Genomic DNA, 17653 nt, shown 5'->3' on the forward strand with positions numbered 1-17653 from the left:
AAAACCCGCCTGTCGGCGGGTTTGGTCAAGTTCTGAGCTGGCTTCCGGATTAAACGGAGTAGTACAGTTCGAACTCCAGCGGGTGTGGGGTCATGCGCACGCGGTCAACGTCCTGCTGCTTCAGCTCCAGGTAGGAGTTGATGAAGTCGTCGCTGAACACGCCACCGCGGGTCAGGAACTCGCGATCTGCATCCAGCGCGGCCAGGGCTTCGTCCAGAGAACCGGCCACGGTCGGCACTTCGGCAGCCTCTTCCGGCGGCAGGTCATACAGGTTCTTGTCCATGGCATCGCCCGGGTGGATCTTGTTGATGATGCCGTCCAGACCGGCCATCAGCTGGGCTGCGAAGGCCAGGTACGGGTTGGCAGCCGGATCCGGGAAGCGGACTTCGATGCGGCGAGCTTTCGGGCTCGGCACCACCGGGATACGGATGGAGGCAGAGCGGTTGCGGGCAGAGTAGGCCAGCATGACCGGTGCTTCATAACCCGGTACCAGACGCTTGTAGGAGTTGGTGGTCGGGTTGGCGAAGGCGTTGATGGCCTTGGCATGCTTGATGATGCCGCCGATGTAGTGCAGCGCCATCTCGGACAGACCGCCGTACAGGTCGCCGGCGAACAGGTTGACGCCGTTCTTGGCCAGGGACTGGTGGCAGTGCATGCCGGAGCCGTTGTCACCGAACATGGGTTTCGGCATGAAGGTGACGGTCTTGTTGTAGGCGTGGGCCACGTTGTGGATCACGTACTTCAGCACCTGCACTTCATCCGCTTTCAGGGTGAGGGTGTTGAAACGGGTCGCGATCTCGTTCTGACCGGCAGTCGCCACTTCGTGGTGGTGAGCTTCAACGACCTGGCCCATCTCTTCCAGCACCAGACACATGGCGGCACGGATATCCTGAGAGGAGTCAACCGGTGCAACCGGGAAGTAGCCACCCTTGACGAAAGGACGGTGACCCTTGTTGCCGTGCTCGTAATCGGTACCGGAGTTCCAGGCGGCTTCTTCGGATTCGATCTTCACGAAGCTGTGGCCCATGGTGTTCGAGAAGGTGATGTTGTCGAACATGAAGAATTCCGGCTCCGGCCCGAACAGCACGGTGTCGGCGATGCCGCTGGACTTCAGGAAGTCTTCGGCACGCTTGGCGATGGAGCGCGGATCGCGGTCGTAGCCCTGCATGGTGGCCGGTTCCAGCACGTCACAGACGATGTTCAGGGTGGTCTCTTCGGTGAACGGATCCAGTTTGGCGGAGGCCGCATCCGGCATCAGCACCATGTCTGATTCGTTGATGCCCTTCCAGCCGCCGATGGAGGAACCATCGAACATCTTGCCATCTTCGAAGAAATCTTCGTCAACCTGATGGGAAGGGATGGATACGTGCTGCTCTTTACCCTTGGTGTCGGTAAAGCGCAGGTCGACAAACTTGACTTCGTGTTCCTGGATCAGGGCCAAAACGTTCTGGGCTGACATGCTAAGTAACCTCCGGTGTTAAAACTCTTAGGGTGAATGCGTCATCGCATTCACATAAGCCAGTATCGTGCCAAGTTTGTGACAGCTTGATTTCAGGGCATTTGGGGCTATAAGCCAGCCCTGATACCCGCTATCTCAGCGCGTTACGCCTCAAAGTAGTGCATCCATGGATCGTTTTGGTGCACTAAAATGGTGCGCGTTATACGGTCAGCCCCCATCTAAGCAGGCTTTGATCGGAAGGTCTATGATCCTGATCCCCTGTTGTGCGCGAATGTACTGCAATTCTGCTAGGCAGATCACAAAGGCGAGAGTACAATTAGCGCCCAATTTTACCCGGTGATTGAGGCGAGAATGTTAGAGAATTTACGCAATATTGCGATTATTGCGCACGTTGACCACGGCAAAACGACTCTGGTTGATAAGCTGCTGCAGCAGTCCGGCACCCTGGACCGCTCCACGGAAGGCCAGGAACGGATCATGGACTCCAATGATCTGGAACGGGAACGTGGCATCACCATTCTCGCCAAGAACACTGCGATCCGCTGGAACGACTACCGCATCAACATCGTTGATACCCCGGGTCACGCCGACTTCGGTGGTGAGGTAGAGCGCGTACTGTCCATGGTTGACTCCGTGCTGCTGCTGGTTGACGCCGTTGACGGCCCGATGCCGCAAACCCGTTTCGTGACCCAGAAGGCATTCGCCCAGGGTCTGAAGCCGATCGTGGTCATCAACAAGATCGACCGTCCGGGTGCTCGTCCTGACTGGGTAATGGATCAAGTATTCGATCTGTTCGACAACCTGGGCGCGACTGACGAACAGCTGGACTTCAAAGTGGTTTACGCCTCTGCACTGAACGGTTGGGCCACCATGGATCAGGACGTCGAGTCCGAGAACATGGAGCCGCTGTTCCAGGCCATCGTTGACAACGTGGAAGCGCCCAAGGCTGATGCCGACGGTGGTTTCCAGATGCAGATCTCCCAGCTGGACTACAACTCCTATGTTGGCGTCATCGGTATCGGCCGCATCACCCGTGGTCGCGTCAAGACCAACCAGCAGGTCACCATCGTCGGTGCCGACGGCAAGTCCCGTACCGGCAAGGTCGGTCAGGTGCTGGGTTATCTGGGTCTGTCCCGTACCGAAGTGGCCGATGCGCAAGCTGGCGACATCATCGCCATCACCGGTCTGGGCGAGCTGAAGATTTCCGACACCATCTGTGACAACGGCGCCGTTGAAGCGCTGCCGCCGCTCTCCGTTGACGAGCCGACCGTGAACATGACCTTCCAGGTCAACACCTCACCGTTCGCCGGCAAAGAGGGCAAGTTCGTGACCTCCCGCAACATCCTGGAGCGTCTGAACCAGGAGCTGGTCCACAACGTGGCCCTGCGCGTGGAAGAGACCGATGATCCGGACAAGTTCCGTGTCTCCGGCCGTGGTGAACTGCACCTGTCCATCCTGATCGAAAACATGCGTCGCGAAGGTTACGAGCTGGCGGTATCCCGTCCGGAAGTTATCCTGCGCACCGTAGACGGCGTTCTGCAAGAACCGTTCGAAACCGTTACCGTGGACGTGGAAGAAGCGCACCAGGGTTCCGTGATGGAGCAACTCGGCCTGCGCAAGGGTGAGATGACCAACATGACCCCGGATGGCAAAGGCCGTGTTCGCCTTGACTTCATGATCCCGAGCCGTGGCCTGATCGGCTTCCAGACCGAGTTCATGACCCTGACTTCCGGTACCGGTCTGCTGTACCACACCTTCGACCACTACGGTCCGCACAAGGGTGGCAGCATCGGCGAGCGTCAGAACGGCGTGCTGATCTCCAACGCTACCGGCAAGGCGCTGACCTATGCCCTGTTCGGTCTGCAAGACCGCGGTCGTCTGTTCATCGGTCACGCGACCGAAGTGTACGAAGGCCAGGTGATCGGTATTCACTCCCGTTCCAACGACCTGACCGTGAACTGCCTGAAGGGCAAGCAGCTGACCAACATGCGTGCCTCCGGTACCGACGAAGCCCAGGTGCTGACTCCGCCGATCCGCATGTCGCTGGAACAGGCTCTGGAGTTCATCGACAACGACGAACTGGTTGAAGTCACTCCGAAGAGCATCCGTATCCGTAAGAAACTGCTGACCGAGATGGATCGCAAGCGCGCCGGTCGTGCTTGATATCTGTTCATCGACAGACAGAGAGAGGCCTTCGGGCCTCTTTTTTTATGCCTGCTCGCCGCGGGCAGGCGGCTGCAGGTGCCGGTGCGAGTGGCCCATGGGTGGTCAAATGACCATGCTATCTGACACAATGTCTGCACTATGAAGACGTTGGGAGTGACAATGCAGCAGAAATTCGGCGGCCGTCTCGGCCATGCCCTCTCTTTTTTACGCCACGATGGCGGCCACTTTGCCCAGTTTGTCTGGGGCCGTTTTCAGCAGGACAGGCTGACGGTCACTGCCGGCTATCTGGCCTATGTGACCCTGCTCTCCCTGGTGCCGATGATCGCCGTGGTATTCGGCATGATGTCGGCCTTTCCAGTGTTTCAGAGCCTGAAGCAGGCGATGGAGCAGTTCGTCTATCACAACTTCGTGCCCACCGCCGGCGAGATGCTCAAGGAGTACATCGACGGCTTCGTGGCCAACGCCACCAACACCACGGCAGTCGGTATCGGCGCTCTGATCGTGGTGGCACTGATGCTGATCTCGGCCATCGACAAAAACCTCAACTACATCTGGCGCTCCACCCAGAGCAGGCCGCTGGCGCAGGCATTCGCCATGTACTGGATGATCCTGACACTGGGGCCGGTGCTCATCGGGGCCAGCATCGCCATCTCCTCCTACATTTTCTCGCTGCGGCTGTTCGGGGCCGAGAGCCTGTTCGGCATCGGCTATCTGTTGCTGCGTGGCCTGCCGTTCCTGTTCTCGGTGCTCACCTTTCTGCTGGTCTATACCGTGGTGCCCAACTGCAAGGTGCGGCTGATGCACGCCTTCATCGGTGCCCTGGTGGCGGCCACCCTGTTCGAGCTGGCCAAGCGCGGCTTTGCCATCTACATCACCAACTTCCCCTCCTATCAGGCCATCTATGGCGCGCTGGCGACCATCCCCATCCTGTTTGTCTGGGTCTACCTGAGCTGGCTGGTGGTCTTGCTTGGCGCGGAAACCACCGCCTGCCTTGGTGAATATGAGCGGCCTGCCTCAGAAGAGCTGGCTTGAACGTTGTTGTTGGCATTGGCGACCATGCTGTTTGTCTGGGCCCATGTGGACTGCCTGAGCTGGCTGGTGGTCTTGCTTGGCGCGGAAACCACCGCCTGCCTCGGCGAATATGAGCGACCGGGCGCCTATGAGTTGGCCTGACCCGGCCCCTTGCTGTTAGCATCGACGACCGCCCCCGTCAGCAGATGGGGGCGGTCGTTTCGTTTTGAGAGGAGAGGGATGTGATTGCACTGATTCAGCGGGTCAGCGAGGCCAGCGTAACGGTAGAGGGCGAGGTGACCGGGGCCATCGGTCAGGGTCTACTGGTGCTGCTCGGGGTGGAGCAAGGGGATGACGAGGCCAAGGCCGACAAGCTGCTGCACAAGGTGAGCGGTTACCGCATCTTCTCCGATGAGAATGGCAAGATGAACCTCAATGTAAGCCAGGCCGGCGGCAGCCTGCTGGTAGTCTCTCAGTTCACCCTGGCTGCGGATACCAACAAGGGGATGAGGCCCAGCTTCTCCGGCGGCGCCCATCCGGTCGAGGCCGAGCGGCTATACGACTACTTCGTGGCGCAGGCCGCTGCCAGCAGCATACCGACCGCCACCGGCCGCTTCGCCGCCGACATGAAGGTGGCGCTGGTCAATGACGGGCCGGTTACCTTCTGGCTACAGGTCTGACGCCAGCTCGTAGCGGGGGGCCGTGTGCAGCAGGACGTTGCGCAGCCCCGGCACCGGGTAGGGGGTGGTGGGGCCGACCCACTGTTCCAGCAGCATCAGCACCCGGGTCAGCTCGAGGCGGGTGCGCGGCAGCAGGTTGATGATGAGCTCACCGTTCAGGCGGGGGGCCAGCGCCTGATAGATCCGCTCCTGGAACAGCAGCGGCGGATTGCCGTCCTGGCTGAACAGGTCGAGCAGGATAAGGTCGTACTGCGCCTCGCTCTGTTCCAGAAAGACAAGGGCATCGGCCTGGTGCAGGATCGGCGCACGCTGCGGGTGTTGGTCAGGCTGAAAGAACAGCTGATAGAGGGTGATCACCTCTTCATCGAGGTCGACGCACTCGTGACGGGCATCTGGCCAGCGCTGGTGCAGATGGCGGGTGAGATCGCCGCCCCCCAGCCCCAGCTCGAGGATGTTGCCGGCCTGCTCGGGCAGCAGACAGGCGATCACCTGCTGGTGTGGCAGGCAGAGGGTGGCGGGTTCGGCCAGGGACATGGCCGACTGCACCACGCCGTCGATCTCCAGCCAGCGGTGATGGGCATTTTCCTGCACGGTGAGCCGGCGCTGGGGCTTGGCGCTGAGGTGCAATAAGTGGTCGGCTTGGTACGCTTGCAGATTGAAGTCCATGAATTTGCACGGCAAGATGGTTTTCGACCAGTGTAACTCAAGGATGGAACTATGTACCGGGTGGTCACCCCCCAGACGGCAGCCGAACCGGATGCCCATTATCAGTTGAGCTGGGAGGCATGGGTGCGCAAGCCCTTCAATGTGCCCGTCGGCGCTAACTCAAGGATCGCTTTATGTACCGGGTAGTCACTCCTCGAACCGCAGCCGAGTTGGACTCTTACTACCAGCTGAGTTGGGAGGCATGGGTGCGCAAGCCCTTCAATGTGCCCGTCGGCGCTAACTCAAGGATCGTTTTATGTACCGGGTAGTCACTCCTCAAACGGCCGCCGAGCTGGACGCTTACTACCAGTTGCGCTGGGAACTACTGCGTAAACCCTTCAATCTGCCCGTCGGTTCCGAGCGGGATGAATACGATACCGTCGCCATTCACCGGCTGATGCTGGCCCCCGACGGGACGCCCATCGCGGTGGGGCGGCTGTTTGTCGGCGGTGACGAGGCCCAGATCCGCTTCATGGCGCTGCGCCCCGAATTTCGTGGTCAGGGGCTGGGTGCCCGCATGGTGGAAGATCTCGAACAGCTGGCCCGCAGCGAGAAGGTGAAGCGGCTGGTGATGAATGCCCGCCAGGAGGCGGTGGAGTTCTACCGCAAGTGCGGTTTTCTGGAGGTGGGGGAAGGCCCCGTCTCCTTCGGCCGCATTCCGCACCGCCAGATGATCAAGTCCCTGAGCCCGCTGCAGACCATCCAGTACCGGTCGGAGTGGTGCCAGGATCTCACCACCCGCTGGTCACGCGGCATTCCCATCAGCGAGAAGATGGGGGTGCACATCACCCACTACGACGGCCAGACCTTCCACCTCAAGGCCAATCTGGCGGCCAATCTCAACGTGCATGACACCATGTTCGCCGGCAGCATCTACAGCCAGTGCGTGCTGGCGGGCTGGGGCCTGATCTGGCTGCAGCTCAAGGAGGCGGGGCTGGTGGGGGATACCGTTCTGGCGGAGGGCAACATCAAGTACTACCGGCCGGTCAAGGAGGAGCCGGAGGCGCGGGTGGCGCGCGAAGGCATGCCTGCCGTGCTCGAGCCGCTCAAGGCCGGCGAATCCGCCAAGTTCAGCCTCAAGATCAAACTGTTCAGCGGTGACAAGCTGGCGGCCGATTTCCTCGGTCACTACGTGGTGCAGCCGGTGAAGCGGCCGGGCCAGTAGCCCCGCACGGGATCCCATCAAGCAACAAGGCCTCATCACGAGGCCTTGTTGTTTTCTGTCGGCTAGCCGTTGGCCGCCTGTGCGGCCGGGGCCTTCGGCGCCGGTCGCCAGAGCGGGCTGCTGTTGCCCTGGGGTGGGTAGCGTACGCCGGTTTCCCAGCCGCAGCCGTCCGGTTTTTGCTGGAAGCCCCAGCTGAGGGTCGGCTCGGCGAGCGGCCCGCGCCACTGGCCGAGCAGCTCGGCACAGTGCTGACCGTTGAGGACGCCCAGATCCAGCTGCCACTGCTCATTGACCAGATCGACGCTGCCCTGCACTCCCAGCAGGTGGGTAATGGTGGAAGCGCCGGCCTGTTCGATCTTCAGCTGGCCTTGCGCCACCTTGCCCTGCAGCTTGATGCGATAGAAGGGGGTGTCGCCCTCCTGCATCGCCTGCCAGAGCTCGGCCGGGCTGAGGGTTGGCGCCGCTGCCTGCTTGAACCACTGATCCAGCAGCGGATCTATCTTCACCTTGTCCCAGAAGGGTTCGGTGGCATCGAGGGCAAAATTCCCCTGCAGGGAGCTGCGCCAGGCTCCCGGGGTGCCGCCGTGCAGCGCCTGCAGATCGGCGCTCAGGTCCATCTTGCCAGCGAAGGAGACGGGGGAGCGGAGGATCTTGCCCCACTGCACCAGATCCAGTTTCTCGCCCTTGAGCTGCAACCGGCTGGTCTGGCCCGGCTCGCGTCCCCACTGGCCGCTCAGGCTGAGGCTGCCCTCATCCGGCAGCGAGCTGGTGAGCTTGTTGAGCTGCCAGGAGCCAGTCGTGAGCTCGCCATCCAGCTCGCCGTTGCGGGCGCTGAGACCGTCCCAAACCAGTTCGAACCAGGCGCTCTCGAGCCGGGCCCGGCCCAGCAGCGGCCCCGGCTGGTTGCCGCGCAGGCTGAGATCGGTCAGATAGAACTGCCAGCCGGTCAGCGACAGGGGCAGGGTATCGTCGAAGGAGAGCACCTTGAGCTTGTCGAAGGCCAGCTTGCGGATGTCGATCTGCTGCGGGCGCCAGCGCTGCCAATCCTGCCACCACCCTTCCGGCAGGCTGATGTCCATGCCGCTCAGCGCCATGTCCTTGAGGGTCAGCTTCTGCTGCAGGGGATCGAGAGAGAGTTCCAGGTTGAACTCCCCTTCATAGGCCTTGCCCTGCAACTCGGCATCCAGCTGCTGGGGCGAGAAGGCGACCTTGCCCTGGATGGATTCCAGCTGGAACAGGCCGCGGCCGAGATCGCCGAGGGTCCCCGAGAAGTAGCCGCTGGGCGTGCTGCCGGCTTGCCAGTTGAAGGCGGTCAGCTGGCCGTTGAGGTTGTTGAGGGCCAGCTCCTGCTCGATGTCGTTGAAGCTGAGATCCCGGATTTGGCCGAGATCCAGGCTGACCTGGCGCAGGGGGGATTCGGCTTTGGCAAGGGTGCCCCACTCGATGCGCATGCCCTGGGTCTTGAGGTTGTTCAGCCGCAGGCTGCGGGCGGGCCAGTCGAGCACCATGCCGGTTTCGAGCAGACCGTCGAACAGGTTGGCGGTCAGCTTGTCGGTACTCAGCACCTGCCCCTCCAGCCGGGCCGGCCAGGTTGAGACGGGAGAGGGCCCAGGCCGGGGTTGCCAGCTCAGTGATGTTGAGGGTCAGGTTGGCCTGGGGCGGGCGCACCGGATTGAGCAGCTGCCAGTCGCTCAGGGTGGCGTTGAGGCCGCGCAGGGTCAGCCCGTCGCTCTCAAGGCTGAGCCGATCTATGGTGCTGTCGGCGATGGTGAGGGAGTGCACCGGCAGGCTTGGCAGCTGGTTGGGCAGTGGCAGCTTGATGGCCGGGCGAATGAGATCGAGATGGGCGATGCGCACATCGCGGCTCAGCCAGTCGATGCTCTCTATTTCGAGATAGATCTTGTCGAGGGTCACGGCGTTGCCGTAACTCACCTGCTCTGCCAGCAGGGTGTAGGGGTGAAGCGGGTTGAACACCAGCCGGCCTATGGTGACCGGCACGCCGGTCTGCTGGCTGAGCCAGCCGGCGATGGGCCCCTTGGCCCGCTCGGCGTCGAACAGGCCGAGCCCGACCCAGACAAAGAGCAACAGGAAGGCAAAGGTGTAGAGCAGGCCGCGTAGCCAGGAATTCATCAGTGCTTTCCTCCTGTTTCTGTTGCTTGGTCAGGCATTGGAGTAGTGGTCCCGCAGGCCGAGCCAGCGTCGTATCAAGGGTTCGACATGGCTCGGATGGCGGTCCATCAGGAAGCGCGCCATCTTCTGCACCTGCGGGATGAGCGGCTGATCCCGTACCAGATCGGCGATCTTGAGGTCAGCCAGCCCGGTCTGGCGGGTGCCGAGCAGCTCGCCCGGGCCGCGCAGTTCCAGATCCCGCTGGGCGATGAGGAAGCCGTCGTTGGTCTCCCGCAGCACCCCGAGCCGGCTCTGGGCCGTCTTGGACAAGGGGGCATGATAGAGCAGCACGCAGTGGGAGGCCACCGAGCCACGCCCGACCCGGCCACGCAGCTGGTGCAGCTGCGCCAGCCCCAGTCGCTCCGGGTTTTCGATGATCATCAGGCTGGCATTGGGCACGTCCACCCCCACCTCGATGACGGTAGTGGCGACCAGCAGTTGCAGTATGCCCGCCTTGAACTCCTCCATCACCCGCTGTTTCTCGACCGGCCGCATCCGGCCGTGCACCAGCCCGATGTGCAGGCCGGGCAGCAGGTTCTGCAGCTCGGCGGCGGTGTCCTCGGCGGCCTGGCACTCCAGCACCTCCGACTCCTCGATCAGGGTGCAGACCCAGTAGGCCTGCTTGCCCTCCTCGCAGGCCAGTCTGACCCGTTCGATCACGTCCTGGCGGCGGCTGTCCGGCAGCGCCACTGTGGTGATAGGGGTGCGGCCCGGTGGCAGCTCGTCGATGATGGAAGTATCGAGGTCGGCATAGGCGGTCATCGCCAGAGTACGGGGGATGGGGGTGGCGGTCATGATGAGCTGATGGGGATGCACCCCTTCCCGCTCCCCTTTTTTCCGCAGGGCGAGCCGCTGATGCACGCCGAATCTGTGTTGTTCGTCGATGATGACCAGGGCGAGGCGCTGGAACACCACCTGCTCCTGGAAGATGGCGTGGGTACCCACCACCATCTTGACGCTGCCATCGGCGATGGCGGCCAGCGCTTCTTCTCGTGCCTTGCCCTTCTGCTTGCCCGCCAGCCAGCCGACTCCGATGCCGAGCGGTGCCAGCCACTTGGCGAAGTTGATGGCGTGCTGTTCGGCCAGCAGTTCGGTCGGCGCCATCAGCCCCACCTGACAGCCGTTGCCGATGGCCTGCAGGGCGGCCAGCGCCGCGACCAGCGTCTTGCCTGAGCCCACGTCCCCTTGCACCAACCGCATCATGGGATGGCTCTGTTGCAGATCCCGGCCGATCTCCGCCACCACCCGGTTCTGGGCGCCGGTGGGGGTGAACGGCAGGGCGCCGAGCAGCTGTTCTACCAGCGCCGGCGCCGGTTTGAGGGCGCGAGCCAGCTGGGTTTGTGCTTGGGCCCGCACCTTCAAGACCGAGAGGTTGTGGGCCAGCAGCTCTTCCAGCACCAGCCTCTGCTGGGCCGGGTGCTGGCCGCTCTCGAGCAGGGCCAGCGCCACCGAGGGGGGCGGACGGTGCAGCAGTTTCAGGGCCGCGGCCAGATCGATCTGCTGGGGATAGAGGCCGGCGGGCAGCAGCTCCTCTACCCCGTAGAGGTCGAGCTGGGCCAGCGCCTGATCGGTGAGGCTGCGCAGGGTGAGCTGGCGCAGCCCCTCGGTGGTCGGGTAGACGGGGGTGAGCGCCTCTTCGGTCTGGCCGGCCTGCTCCTCGCCGAGCAGCTTGTACTCGGGGTGGGCCATCTCCAGCCCGTACTTGCCGGGGCGCACTTCGCCGAAGCAGCGCATCAGCCGGCCCGAGCTCAGGCTGTTCTTCTGGGCGGCGGTGAAGTTGAAGAAGCGCAGGGTGAGGGTGCCGGTGCCGTCGCTGATGCGGCAGACCAGCATGCGGCGACGCCCCATCACCAGCTGAGTGTCCTGGATCTCCCCTTCGACGGCGCCGTGCAGGCCGGGCGGCAGATCGCCGATGGGCCACACCTGGGTGCGGTCCTCGTAGCGCAGGGGGAGGTGGAACAGCAGATCCTGCACCGTGGCCAGCCCCAGCCGCTCGAGCTTTTCCTGCATCTTGCTGCCGACGCCCTTGAGGCTGTCGAGGGAGATTTTATCCAATTTCATCAATTAGATGCCCGAAAACACTGTAAATATGTCCAGATGATAGGGTTTATTGCTGTCTCGACGCAAGCCGCGTCGTGCGGTTGGGGCTCGGTTGGTGGGCAGCGGCGCCCCCAATGACAAGGGCCTGCCGATGTGCGGCAGGCCCTTGTGAGGATCCCCGAGGGCGCGATGCGCGCCGGTCAGATGATGCGCTTGAGCAGGATATGGGCCTTGACCCTGTGGATCCGGGCCAGCAGCTTGCGTACCTGATCCGGGTAGTCCTGGATCTGCTCGATCTGATCAAAGTGGCTGATGCGCTTGGTGTTGGCCAGGATGTTCTCGCGCTCGGCGTTGAACTGGGGCCGCAGCAGGTGACGGCGATCGTAGACCAGCAGGCCGTTCTCCAGATCCAGCGCCCAGGCGCGGGGATTGAGGTTGTTGCCGGTGAGCAGGGCCCACTCGTCATCCACGAAAATCCCCTTGAGGTGGTAGGAGTTGCGCTCGCAGCACCAGAGCATCAGGTTGAGACGGCCGGCATCGATGTGATGCTGGTTGCGCTCGGCGAACTTGCGCAGGTTGGTCTCGTACAGATAGGGCAGACCGCCGATGGTGGAAAACTTCTCTTCCGGCGGAATGAAGAAGTCGTTGGCGGTCTTGTCGCCCACCACGATGGTCACCTTGCAGCCGCGCTTGAGCAGGGCCTCGATATCCTTGTTCAACTCCTTGGGCGGGTTGAAGTAGGGGGTGCAGATGAAGATCTCCCGCTCGGTGGCCCGCACCAGGGTACGGATCATCTTGTTGAGCTGGTTGCCACGCTTGCCCAGGCCGCTCATCGGGGTGATGGCCACCTCCTGGCTGTTGACCGGCATGGTGTCGAAGCGGTACTGACCGAGGCGCAGGTTGTGCTTGAAGCGGCGGATCGGCCCCTTCAGCTGCTTGGCGCTGGGGATGTCGGTGCGATCCAGCCGCTGCACCGCCTCGCTGCGCAGGAACAGGTCATCCACATAGTTGACCATGCTGCGGGTCAGCTCCGGGCTGGTGATCTGGTGATAGCGGTCGAAACGGTAGCGATCCTGCTGGTGCAGGTAGATGTCGTTGAGACTGGCGCCGGAGTAGAGCAGGGTGTCATCGAAGATGAAGCCCTTGAGGTGCAGCACGCCGAGCAGTTCACGTCCTTTCACCGGCACGCCGTAGATGGCGATCTGGTGCTCGTGGCGGGCAGCCATCTCCTGATACATCAGGTGGTTGCCGCCTTGCTTGCCCTTGCCGATCAGGCCGCGCTGGGCACGGTGGAAGTCGACGAACACCTTGACGTCGAGGGCCGGGTTGCGCTGCTTGGCGGCGTAGAGGGCGGAGAGGATCTCCCGTCCCGCCTCGTCATCCTGCAGATAGAGCGCCACCAGATAGATGCGCTGACGCGCGCTGGCGATGAGCGAAAGGATCCGGCTCTTGAAGTCCTTGGCGCTGTTGAGCACTTCAAACTGGTCTGCGGCGACGGCGATCTGGGGCAGGCGCGCCAGCAGCTGTCGATAATGTGCCGATGAATGCATAGAGAAACCTGAAATCACTGCGTTAAGCGTTCCACTCGGAGCGATGGATAGGCGATTCTAGCAATCTCGCCCTGTTAGCCAAAGAAAGAATCGTCATAAAGATGAAAAAGGCCTCACATTGGAGGCCTTTTTCCGCACGGTTGCGATCAGAGGAAGCTGTAGATGATCATCGCCATCACGCCGCCGGTGGTGCCTATGATGGTCTCCATCACGGTCCAGGTCTGCAGGGTCTGCTTCTCGGTGAGGCCGAGGTAGCGGTTGGCCAGCCAGAAGCCGGAGTCATTGACGTGGGAGAGCACGATGGCCCCGCCGCCGATGGCGATGGTGACCGCCGCCAGCTGGGCGCCGCTGAGGCCGAGCGGCTCCAGCATCGGCAGCACCAGACCGCAGGCGGTCAGCATGGCGACGGTGGCGGAGCCCTGAATGACCCGCACCGCGGCCGCCAGGATGAAGGCCAGCGCGACGATGGGCAGGCCGGAGTCTGCCAGCATGTTGCCAAGGGCGGCACCGACACCGGAATCCACCAGGATCTGCTTGAACACGCCACCGGCACCGGTCACCAGGATGATGACGCCGGCCGGCTGGATGGCGCTGTTGCAGACGTTCATCACCTCGTCACGGGACATGCCGCGACGGATCCCCAGCAGGTAGAAGGCGGCCAGGCAGGCGACCATGATGGCGGTGAAGGGGTGGCCGATGAACTCCAGCCAGCCGTGCAGGGGTGTGCCGGCCTCGACGAAGCGGCCAACGATGGTCTTGAGACCGATCAGCAGTAGCGGCAGGCCGATGAGGCCCATGGCCAGCCCGAAGGAGGGCAGGTTCTGGCCGTCGTCGTGGGCGCTGCTCTGGGCATCGGCCGGCAGCGGCACGTCCACTACCTTGCTGATCAGCTCACCAAACAGCGGGCCGGCCAGGATCAGGGCCGGAACGGCGGCGATCAGGCCGAACAGGATCATGTAGCCGAAGTCGGCACCCAGCTGGGATGCCACCAGGATGGGGCCCGGCGCCGGGATCAGGAAGGCCTGGCAGGTGGCGATGCCCGCCAGCAGGGCGATGCCGATCTTCACCACGCTGCCGCCACCACGGCGGACGATGGCGAAGGCGACGCCGATCAGCAGCACCACGGCCACGTCGAAGAACAGCGGCAGTGCGCAGACGAAGCCGGTCAGCGCCATGGCCCAGTTGGCGCGCTTGACGCCGAACTTGCCGAGCAGGGTGTGGGCCACCCGGTCGAGGGCGCCGGTGACTTCCATCACCTTGCCGAACATGGCGCCCAGTGCCACCACCACGGCGACGAAGCCGAGGGTGCCGCCCATCCCTTTCTGGATGGTGGCGGCGATGTCGGCCGGGTTCATGCCGGCGGCGAGCCCCGCCACCATGGAGACCAGGATGAGGGAGACGACCGCGTGCAGGCGGGCCTTCATCACCAGAAAGAGCAGCAGCACGATGGAGCCGGCGGCCGTCATGATCAGGGAGAGGTCAGACATTGTTGTGCATTCCTTGTTCCAAGTTCAGTGTCGACACCCTGCCGATCCGTCGGCAGACCATATCTTTATGATTTATTTAGATTTATGGCCAGGGCTCAAACTCGATTGCCCAGGTGACTATGAGTGCGCTCAGTCTGTGGCAGACTTCACAATTCTTGTTGTTACCGGTAACATGTTACCGGTAACGTGCTAAGTTAGAACCCATCGGCAGCACGTTTTTTGAAAAATGAGATAGAGGTCAAACAATGGCGGGTAAGAGCATTATCGTGATGGGTGTATGTGGTAGCGGCAAGTCCAGCGTGGGCCTCAAGGTGGCTAGCGTGCTGGGCGCCAAGTTCATCGACGGTGATGATCTGCACCCCAGGGCCAACATTCAGAAGATGGCTGGCGGCAACCCGCTCAACGATGAGGATCGCGCCCCCTGGCTGGAGCGGATCCGCGACGCGGCCTACAGCCTGGAGCAGAAGAACGAGGTGGGCGTCATCGTCTGCTCGGCCCTCAAGAAGCAGTATCGCGACCAGATCCGTGAAGGCAACGAGTCGGTCAGCTTCCTCTTCCTCGACGGCAGCCAGCCGCTGATCCTCGAGCGGATGCGGGCCCGCAAGGGCCACTTCATGCGCGAAAGCATGGTACAAAGTCAGTTCGATACCCTGGAGCGCCCGGACGGCGAAGCCGGTGTATTCCACATCGATATCGACGGCACCTTCGAACAGGTGGTTGATCGCGCCGTCACAGCATTGGAGCAAGCCCAATGATCCATCAGGTCATTTCCAGCGTCACCGCCCGCATTCGCGAGCGCAGTGCCGCCCGTCGCCAGGCCTTCCTGGCCCGCATCCAGCGTCAGGCCGATCAGGGCAAGACCCGCGCCGCGCTGGCCTGTGGCAACCTGGCCCACGCCGTGGCCGCCTCCAGCTGTGACGAGAAGGGGCGCATCCTCGACATGACCCGCGCCAACGTCGGTATCGTCACCGCCTACAACGACATGCTGAGCGCCCATCAGCCCTATCAGGGCTATCCGGACATCATCAAGGCCGCGCTGGCCGGGCTGGGCCACAGCGCCCAGGTGGCCGGCGGCGTGCCCGCCATGTGCGACGGCGTGACCCAGGGGCAGCCGGGGATGGACATGTCCTTGTTTTCCCGCGATCTGATCGCCCAGGCGACCGCGCTGTCGCTATCCCACAACACCTTTGACGCCACCCTGCTGCTCGGCATCTGCGACAAGATAGCGCCGGGCCAGATCATGGGGGCGCTCTCCCACGCCCATCTGCCCACCGCCTTCGTGCCGGCCGGCCCGATGGCGAGCGGCATCAGCAACGACGAGAAGGTGAAGGTGCGCCAGCAATACGCCGCCGGCGAAGTAGGCCGCGACGCCCTGCTGCAGATGGAGTGCGGCGCCTACCACGCGGCGGGCACCTGCACCTTCTACGGCACCGCCAACACCAACCAGCTGGTGTTCGAGGCCATGGGCCTGATGCTGCCGGGCTCCGCCTTCGTCCACCCGCACAGCGAGCTGCGCCGCGCCCTGACCGAGGAGGCGGCCCGCCGCATCAGCGCCATGATCCCGGGTTCCCCGGCCTATCGCCCCCTGAGTGCGGTGATCGACGAGCGCTCGCTGGTCAACGGGCTGGTGGCCCTGCTCGCCTCAGGCGGCAGCACCAACCACAGCATCCACATGGTGGCGCTGGCCCGCGCCGCCGGCCTGCACCTGACCTGGGATGACATCAGCGATCTCTCCGACGTGGTGCCGCTGTTGGTGCGCATGTACCCGAACGGCCCGGCCGACGTCAACGCCTTCGAGCAGGCGGGTGGCGTTCCCGGCCTGATGCGCCGGCTGGTGCAAGAGGGGCTGATCCACATGGATGCCACCCCGGTGTTTGGCGAGATGCAGGATTACCTCAGCCGTCCAGCACTGGTGGATGGCCAGCTGGTATGGCAGCCGGTGGGCGAGAGCGGCGATGCGAGCGTGCTGTCGCCTTCCGGTAGCCGGTTCCAGGCCACCGGCGGCACCAAGCTGCTGGCGGGCAATCTGGGCCGCGCCGTGGTCAAGGTCTCCGCCGTGGCTCCCGAGTATCGGGTGATTGAAGCCCCGGCGCGGGTCTTCTCCTCCCAGCACGCGGTGGAGGCGGCCTACAAGGCGGGCGATCTCAATCAGGATGCCGTCATCGTGGTGCGCCACAATGGCCCGGCCGCCAATGGCATGCCGGAGCTGCACAAGCTGATGCCGGTGCTCGGCAACCTGCAGAAGGCCGGTTACAAGGTGGCGCTGGTCACCGACGGCCGTCTCTCCGGTGCCTCCGGCAAGATCCCGGCTGCCATCCACGTCACCCCGGAAGCGCTGCATGGCGGGGCCATCGGTCTGCTTGCCGATGGCGACCTGCTGCGGGTGGACGCGGTAAACGGCAGCCTCGACTGCCTGACCGATTTGAGTGGCCGTACCCAGGCCGAGATCGACCTCACCCTGGAACAAGAGGGGTGGGGCCGTGAACTGTTCAGCGTGATGCGTCGCGCGGTATCGAGCGCCGAGTGCGGCGCCACCATCTTTGATTAAGAGCTGACTAAGGAAGAGCTATGCAGAACTGGAAAGTGACCCCGGCCGAGGTGTTTGCCGCCTCCCCGCTGGTACCCGTGATGGTTATCAACGAGCTGGATCAGGCCCTGCCGATGGCCAAGGCGCTGCTGGACGGCGGCATCTCGGTGTTCGAGATCACCTTGCGCACCCCGGTGGCACTAGAGGCCATCGCCCTCATCGCCAAGGCGATGCCGGATGCCATGGTCGGTGCCGGTACCGTGCTCAACTGCGCGCAGTTTGATGCCGCCGTGGCTGCCGGTGCTCGCTTCGTCATCTCCCCGGGGATGACCCCGGCCCTGCTGGCCCACGCGACCAACAGCACGGCGCCGCTGATCCCGGGCGTGGCCACCCCGTCCGAGGTGATGCAGGCGCTGGAAGCAGGCTATGACCACCTCAAATTCTTTCCGGCCGAAGCGAACGGCGGCACCAAGGCGCTGGCCGCCATCGCCGCGCCGCTGCCCCAGGTGAAGTTCTGCCCCACCGGCGGCATCGGCCCGAAAAACGTGGCCGACTACCTGGCGCTGAAATGTGTGGCCACCGTCGGCGGCTCCTGGATGCTACCGGCCGAGGCCGTCAAGAACGGTAACTGGGAAGAGGTGACCCGCCTCTCCCGCGAAGCCGTCGCTCTGGTCGTATCCTGATTTGACGCCGG

At 63.3% G+C, this 17653-nt stretch carries 12 protein-coding genes and 2 pseudogenes; 8 read left to right on the forward strand and 6 right to left on the reverse strand.

The genetic code is table 11. The features are described from left to right. Nucleotides 1-49 precede the first annotated feature (49 nt). Nucleotides 50-1459 (reverse strand): glutamate--ammonia ligase, encoded by a 1410-nt coding sequence (gene glnA / locus ACPDZI_RS00675; protein ID WP_011704284.1) that lies wholly within the window; start codon nucleotides 1457-1459, stop codon nucleotides 50-52. 351 nt (nucleotides 1460-1810) lie between these two features. Between glnA and typA the strand changes: the two genes are divergently transcribed. The 4 genes and pseudogenes from typA (at nucleotide 1811) to dtd (ending at nucleotide 5316) form a co-directional block, all read left to right on the forward strand. Then, on the forward strand, nucleotides 1811-3622 hold the full coding sequence (typA, locus tag ACPDZI_RS00680; protein ID WP_438833847.1) for a translational GTPase TypA: 1812 nt from the start codon (nucleotides 1811-1813) through the stop codon (nucleotides 3620-3622). A gap of 162 nt (nucleotides 3623-3784) precedes the next feature. Next, entirely contained in the window at nucleotides 3785-4657 is an 873-nt protein-coding gene (locus ACPDZI_RS00685; protein WP_017410593.1) for a virulence factor BrkB family protein, read from the forward strand. A gap of 9 nt (nucleotides 4658-4666) precedes the next feature. Beyond that, a pseudogene (locus ACPDZI_RS00690) lies at nucleotides 4667-4798 on the forward strand (virulence factor BrkB family protein); the annotation flags it as partial. Nucleotides 4799-4878: 80 nt separating this feature from the next. Beyond that, the gene (dtd, locus tag ACPDZI_RS00695; RefSeq protein WP_168968536.1) at nucleotides 4879-5316 is read left to right on the forward strand and encodes a D-aminoacyl-tRNA deacylase; all 438 of its coding nucleotides are present in this window, start codon (nucleotides 4879-4881) and stop codon (nucleotides 5314-5316) included. Here the strand turns inward: dtd and ACPDZI_RS00700 are convergent. Beyond that, a complete protein-coding gene (locus ACPDZI_RS00700) occupies nucleotides 5305-5982 on the reverse strand; it encodes a spermidine synthase (protein WP_268031825.1) in 678 nt (225 codons plus the stop codon). The two genes, dtd and ACPDZI_RS00700, sit on opposite strands and share 12 nt — an antisense overlap. 295 nt (nucleotides 5983-6277) lie before the next feature. Between ACPDZI_RS00700 and ACPDZI_RS00705 the strand changes: the two genes are divergently transcribed. Then, entirely contained in the window at nucleotides 6278-7186 is a 909-nt protein-coding gene (locus tag ACPDZI_RS00705; protein ID WP_438833848.1) for a YiiD C-terminal domain-containing protein, read from the forward strand. Between the two features lie 62 nt (nucleotides 7187-7248). Here the strand turns inward: ACPDZI_RS00705 and ACPDZI_RS00710 are convergent. From ACPDZI_RS00710 to gntU, 4 genes and pseudogenes are all read right to left on the reverse strand, one after another. Further along, a pseudogene (locus ACPDZI_RS00710) lies at nucleotides 7249-9316 on the reverse strand (AsmA-like C-terminal region-containing protein). Between the two features lie 30 nt (nucleotides 9317-9346). Next, the gene (recG, locus tag ACPDZI_RS00715) at nucleotides 9347-11416 is read right to left on the reverse strand and encodes an ATP-dependent DNA helicase RecG (RefSeq protein WP_438833849.1); all 2070 of its coding nucleotides are present in this window, start codon (nucleotides 11414-11416) and stop codon (nucleotides 9347-9349) included. Between the two features lie 179 nt (nucleotides 11417-11595). Beyond that, entirely contained in the window at nucleotides 11596-12945 is a 1350-nt protein-coding gene (pssA, locus tag ACPDZI_RS00720; protein ID WP_016349097.1) for a CDP-diacylglycerol--serine O-phosphatidyltransferase, read from the reverse strand. 146 nt (nucleotides 12946-13091) lie between these two features. Beyond that, a complete protein-coding gene (gntU, locus tag ACPDZI_RS00725; protein ID WP_076362583.1) occupies nucleotides 13092-14432 on the reverse strand; it encodes a gluconate transporter in 1341 nt (446 codons plus the stop codon). Nucleotides 14433-14677: 245 nt separating this feature from the next. Between gntU and ACPDZI_RS00730 the strand changes: the two genes are divergently transcribed. From ACPDZI_RS00730 to ACPDZI_RS00740, 3 genes are read left to right on the forward strand one after another with little or no spacing between them, the layout of a single operon-like run. Continuing rightward, nucleotides 14678-15187 carry a gluconokinase gene (locus tag ACPDZI_RS00730; RefSeq protein ID WP_005307862.1) on the forward strand — a complete coding sequence of 170 codons (510 nt, stop codon included), beginning with the start codon at nucleotides 14678-14680 and terminating at the stop codon, nucleotides 15185-15187. Further along, nucleotides 15184-16980 (forward strand): phosphogluconate dehydratase, encoded by a 1797-nt coding sequence (gene edd, locus ACPDZI_RS00735; RefSeq protein ID WP_438833850.1) that lies wholly within the window; start codon nucleotides 15184-15186, stop codon nucleotides 16978-16980. The genes ACPDZI_RS00730 and edd overlap by 4 nt, the downstream gene beginning before the upstream one ends. A gap of 20 nt (nucleotides 16981-17000) precedes the next feature. Next, nucleotides 17001-17642 carry a bifunctional 4-hydroxy-2-oxoglutarate aldolase/2-dehydro-3-deoxy-phosphogluconate aldolase gene (locus tag ACPDZI_RS00740; RefSeq protein WP_438833851.1) on the forward strand — a complete coding sequence of 214 codons (642 nt, stop codon included), beginning with the start codon at nucleotides 17001-17003 and terminating at the stop codon, nucleotides 17640-17642. The last annotated feature ends 11 nt before the right edge of the window (nucleotides 17643-17653 follow it).

This window comes from Aeromonas oralensis (genome assembly GCF_049665575.1).
Taxonomy (GTDB): Bacteria; Pseudomonadota; Gammaproteobacteria; order Enterobacterales; family Aeromonadaceae; genus Aeromonas; species Aeromonas hydrophila.